Genomic DNA, 1644 nt, shown 5'->3' with positions numbered 1-1644 from the left:
AGGACCGGGCCAGGGCGAAATGATCAGCCTCCAGAAACTGCCCTTTCGGCATGACTGGGAAAAGGTGGTCACCCCGGTGGTCGACTATGCCCTGACCCGCCCGGACGTGGACCAGGAGCGCATTGCCATCCTGGGCTATTCCATGGGCGGATATCTGGTTCCGCGGGCCTTGGCCTTTGAAAAGAGAATCCGCTGGGGGATCGTGGATGGCGGGGTGTTCAGCGTGTTCGACGGGACCATGACCAAATTCCCGGACGAGGTGGCTCAGGCCGTGGAGTCGGGGGACTGCGGGGCTGACGTTGACGCCCTGGTCCTTCGGGAGATGGATGAGCGCCCGGATGTGCATCAGTTCATCACTCAGATGCTCTGGACCTTTCAGGCCAAGACTCCCTGCGATCTGTTCCGAAAACTGCAGAAATACACCCTGACCGATGTTATCGGCGATATTCGGACCGAAATTCTCGTGGTCAATTCCAGCGAGGACCAGGTCGCCGGGTCCAATGCCCAAGCCAAAAAGGTGTTCAATGCCCTGAAAACCGAAAAGACCTACCTGGAATTCGACGACTCCCAGGGCGGCCAATTTCATTGCCAACTGGGGGCGCCGGTGGTTTCCAGCGAGCGCATCCTGAACTGGCTGGACGAACGGGCCAAGCCATGATGTCCGGCAGAACACCCGGCAAAAATTCTCAACCATCCAAGGGAGTATCGACAATGAGCATCGCGGCAATTCATACGGCAAAAGGTCTGGGCTGTCTTCTGACGGCAGTCCTTTTTCAGGCGTGGGCCGGAATCGCCATGGCCTCGGAACAACCGCTCGAGGTGTCCGACATGCATGCCACAGCCTTCAATTATTTTTTCCAGGACGGGGATATGGATTTCCATTTCGGCAATCTGGTCCTTGGTTCGGCGGTGAACGGCGGGGTGGAGATCGGCGAGGCCTTTTACGCGGCGTCCCATATTGAGGACGGCGATGCCGCCAGTTGGCAGAGGGAATGGTTCGACTTGGCCCGGCGGGCCGAGGCCCGCGGCGAACAGTCCCTGGCCGCCGGGCACAGAATCAGCGCCAGGGACCAGCTCCTGCGGGCCGCCAACTACTACCGCATCTCCCTGATTTCCATGCTGCCGGACAATCCGGCCTTTGAAGTACGGGGAGCCAAGGTTCGGCAATTGTTCAAAAAGGCCGGCGCCCTTTTTGATCCGCCGATCGAATCATTCGAGATTCCCTTCGAGGGAAAGGTTCTTCCGGGATATTTCTGGAAAGCGACTCCGGGAGCAAAGCCGGCCAGGACCCTGCTCATGATCGGCGGCGGCGAGACCTTTGCCGAGGATCTTTTCTTCTACATCGCCCCCCAGGCTCACGCCCGGGGGTACAACTTCGCCACCGTGGACCTGCCCGGTCAGGGTATGCTTCCGCTTCAGGGCATGGTCTTCCGCACCGACACCAACGTGGCCATGAAGGCCGTGGTCGACTCCCTCGTCTCGAGGCCGGACGTCGATCCCGATGGATTGGCCGCCTATGGATTCAGCGGAGGAGGGCTCTTCGTACCCCAGGCGGCCATGCATGATCCCCGCATCAAGGCCGTGGCCATGAACTCGGCCGTGGTCGACGCCCACGCCCTGTTCGCCACCATGCCCGCGGCCCTG

The 1644-nt window shown here is 60.5% G+C and carries 2 protein-coding genes; both read left to right on the top strand.

The window, feature by feature from the left end; all coding sequences use genetic code 11:
• A partial coding sequence (locus EOM25_14745) for an alpha/beta hydrolase (GenBank protein NCC26435.1) occupies positions 1 to 658 on the top strand: 658 nt, incomplete at its 5' end.
• A gap of 137 nt (positions 659 to 795) precedes the next feature.
• On the top strand, positions 796 to 1644 hold an 849-nt coding region (locus EOM25_14740), incomplete at its 3' end, for an alpha/beta hydrolase (GenBank protein ID NCC26434.1).

The sequence above is a fragment of the Deltaproteobacteria bacterium genome (assembly GCA_009929795.1).
Taxonomy (GTDB): domain Bacteria; phylum Desulfobacterota; class Desulfovibrionia; order Desulfovibrionales; family Desulfomicrobiaceae; genus RZZR01.
This window is presented reverse-complemented; position numbering and strand designations above follow the sequence as displayed.